This is a genomic window from uncultured Campylobacter sp., assembly GCF_938018035.1.
Classification (GTDB): domain Bacteria; phylum Campylobacterota; class Campylobacteria; order Campylobacterales; family Campylobacteraceae; genus Campylobacter_B.
Genome location: NZ_CALIJF010000384.1, coordinates 1 through 3,268 on the forward strand (window position 1 = coordinate 1; position 3,268 = coordinate 3,268).

The window sequence follows — 3,268 nt, forward strand, 5'->3', positions numbered from 1 at the left end:
CGCTAAAGCTAGAATTTTTGACTAGGTCTGCGCCGAAATCCTTGCGAAAATTTGCCGCCCGATCCGCACCCGCACCTAAATCCACGTCTAAATTTAATCCGCCAGCTTCATTTTGCGCCGCGGGCTCCTCGTCAAAAAGATAAAACGGATGGTGCATTATTTTTAGCCGCAGCCCTGCAAACTCCGTGCAAAAGGGCTCGTCGTGCAGGTTGAACTCATTTTTAAACTCGGTAAGCGCTTCGTCGTTGTTCCCTAAAACCGCGAAGTAGGGCTTGCCGCTTTGTCGCAAAAGCCGCAGCGTCTCGCTCGCGACGATATCGCCCGCGTGCACGAGCAGATCCGCTCCGCGCGCGAGCAGCCACTCTATGACGCTGGCAGCGACTTTCGTTTCGCGATGAGAGTCCGAGATGATGCCTATTATCAATCGATCTCTTCTTTAAGCTTGCACTGCGGACACTCGGCGAAATTGCCTTTTTTCAGCTCTTTGCGGAGCATGTATGAGTTGCCGCACTGCGGGCATGCGCGCGCGATTGGCGCGTAGTTGCTCACAAAGCCGCATTTAGGGTAGTTCGTGCAGCCGTAGAATTTGCCGCGTCTGGAGAAGCGCTCGACGATCTCGCCGGTGCCGCAGCTTGGGCACTTAACGCCCGTGGAGACGAGCGGTTTTTTCTCCTTTGCCGCGCCTTCGATTTTACGCGAGTATTTGCACTTCGGATAGCCCTCGCAGGCGATAAACTCGCCGTATCTGCCCTTGCGCTTGATCAAATTTTTACCGCACTGCGGGCATTTTTCATCTAGCACTTCGGGCGCCGCCTTCTCCTCGCTCGCCCCCTCAGCGCTGGCGTCTGCGTTGCGCGAGTATTTGCATTTCGGATAGTTCGAGCAAGCGATAAACTCGCCGAATCTGCCCTGGCGCTTAAGTAGCTCGCCGCCGCAGTTCGGGCAGGTTTCGCCGATCTTTTCGGCTAGCTTTTGGCTTGCGATCGACGTTTTTCCTTTGGCGATCTCGTCCATAAAAGGGTAGTAAAAATCCGCCAAAATTTGCTGCCAGTCCGCTTTGTTTTCGGCGATGTCGTCGAGCTTTTCTTCCATTTTGGAGGTAAACTCGCTATCGACGATATTTTTAAAATTTTGCTCCAGCATCTCGGTGATCTTAAAGGCGATCTCGCTCGGCACCAGGTGCTTTTGCTCGATATTTACGTAGTTGCGCGCAGTAAGCAGCGAGATGGTAGGCGCATAGGTCGAGGGCCTGCCGATGCCGAGGCTTTCGAGCTTTTTGATGAGGCTTGCTTCCGAATAGCGCGCCGGCGGCTCGGTGAAGTGCTGCTGCGAGCTTAGGCTTTGCAGGCTCATCGCGTCGCCCGCGCTAAGGCTCGGTAAAATTTTATCTTTATCCAGATCGCCGTAAGCCTTGTAAAATCCGTCAAATTCCACCTTGCGCCCGCTGATCTTAAACGCGCCTGCTTCGCCGCGCACGATGATCGTTTGGATCTGTGAGACGCTAGGGCTCATCTGCGAGGCTACGAAGCGGTTGTAGATGAGCGCGTAAAGGCGGTATTCGTCGCGAGGCAGGATTTTTTGTGCGAGCTCGGGGGTAAGCTTCAGATCGGTAGGCCTTATCGCTTCGTGCGCCTCCTGCGCGCCTTTGCTCTTGGTGGCGTATAAATTCGGGCTTTTGGGCAGATATTTTTCGCCGAAGTGCTCGCCGATTAGCTCGCGAGCCGCCGCGATCGCTTCTTTGGCGATATTTAGCGAGTCGGTTCGCATATAGGTGATCGCGCCACCGTTTTTGGTATTGACGCCTTCGTAAAGGCTCTGCGCGAGGCTCATCGTCTTGCGCGGATTAAAGCTTAGAGCCGTACTTGCCGCCTGTTGTAGCGTCGAGGTCATAAACGGCGGGTAGGGGTTTGTTTTGCGCGATTTGCTCTCGATACTCTCTACGCTAAATTTGTCTTTTTGCAGCTCAGAGACGATCTCGCTAGCCTGCGCCGCGTTTTTGATCGAGAGCTTTTCCATCTTCTCGCCGCGAAATTCCACGAGCTCGGCCTCCAAATCCTTCTTAAAAACCGCGTCGATGCTGTGAAATTCTACCGGTTTAAAATTTAAAATTTCGCGCTCGCGATCGACGACGATCTTAAGCGCGGCGCTTTGGACGCGACCCGCGCTTAAGCCGCGCTGGATCTTTAAATTTAAGAGCGGGCTTAGTTTGTAGCCCACGATGCGATCGAGTAGGCGGCGCGCTTGTTGAGCGTTTACGCTTGCGATATTGAGCTTGCGCGGCGAACTTAGCGCGTTTGAGATCGCGCTTTTGGTGATCTCATGAAACACGATGCGCGGCAACTCCTGCGCCTGCTTGCCGATCGAAGCGGCGATATGATAGGCGATCGCCTCGCCCTCGCGGTCCTCGTCCGTCGCGAGGTAAATTTGATCCGCCTTTTTGGCGAGCGTCTTTATCTGCTTTACGATCTGATCGTGATCGGCGCTGATTTCATATTCGGGCTCGAAGCTTTTATCTTTGATTTTAATGCCGAATTTTTTCTGCGGCAGATCGCGGATATGGCCTTTAGACGCGATTACGTCGTAATTGTCGCCTAAGAAATTTTTGATCGTTTTGGCTTTTGCGGGAGATTCTACGATGATTAAATTTTTCATTGTTTAATCCTTTAGAATTCTAGGCAGCGTGATGCCCTTTTGGCTTTGGTATTTGCCCTTTTTGTCGCAGTAGCTCACCTCGCACGGTTCGTCTCCTTGCAGAAACAAAACCTGCGCGATGCCTTCGTTCGCGTAAATTTTTGCAGGCAGCGGTGTGGTGTTGGAAATTTCAATCGTGATGTGCCCTTCAAAGCCCGGCTCAAACGGCGTTACGTTTACGATGATGCCGCAGCGCGCGTAGGTGCTTTTACCGAGGCAGATCGCAAGCACGTCGCGAGGCATTTTGAAGTATTCGATAGTGCGCGCTAGAGCGAAGGAATTCGGCGGCACGATGCAGACGTCGCCCTCAAAGTCCACGACGTTTTTTGCGTCGAAATTTTTAGGATCGACGACCGTTCCGCCGACGTTTGTAAAAATTTTAAATTCGCGCGCTACGCGTATGTCGTACCCGTAGCTCGAAAGTCCGTAGCTAACGACGCCGCGGCCGATATTTTCCTCGCAAAAGGGCGCTATCATATCGTGCTGCTGCGACATCTGTCTGATCCATTTATCGCTTTTCAGTCCCATAAAATTTCCTTAAAATAATCAAAATTTTTCGCGCATTATAGCAGCAAAA

The 3,268-nt window shown here is 52.4% G+C and carries 3 protein-coding genes; all 3 read right to left on the bottom strand.

The window, feature by feature from the left end; translation table 11 throughout:
* Positions 1 to 424 (bottom strand): metallophosphoesterase family protein (locus tag Q0257_RS11760; protein ID WP_298025016.1); only part of this gene is annotated, 424 nt, incomplete at its 3' end.
* Complete coding sequence (gene topA, locus Q0257_RS11765) at positions 421 to 2,652, bottom strand: type I DNA topoisomerase (RefSeq protein WP_298025017.1); 2,232 nt, start codon at positions 2,650 to 2,652, stop codon at positions 421 to 423. The genes Q0257_RS11760 and topA, both read right to left, overlap by 4 nt.
* A 3-nt stretch (positions 2,653 to 2,655) precedes the next feature.
* Complete coding sequence (gene dcd / locus Q0257_RS11770) at positions 2,656 to 3,219, bottom strand: dCTP deaminase (protein ID WP_005871523.1); 564 nt, start codon at positions 3,217 to 3,219, stop codon at positions 2,656 to 2,658.
* Positions 3,220 to 3,268: the final 49 nt, after the last annotated feature.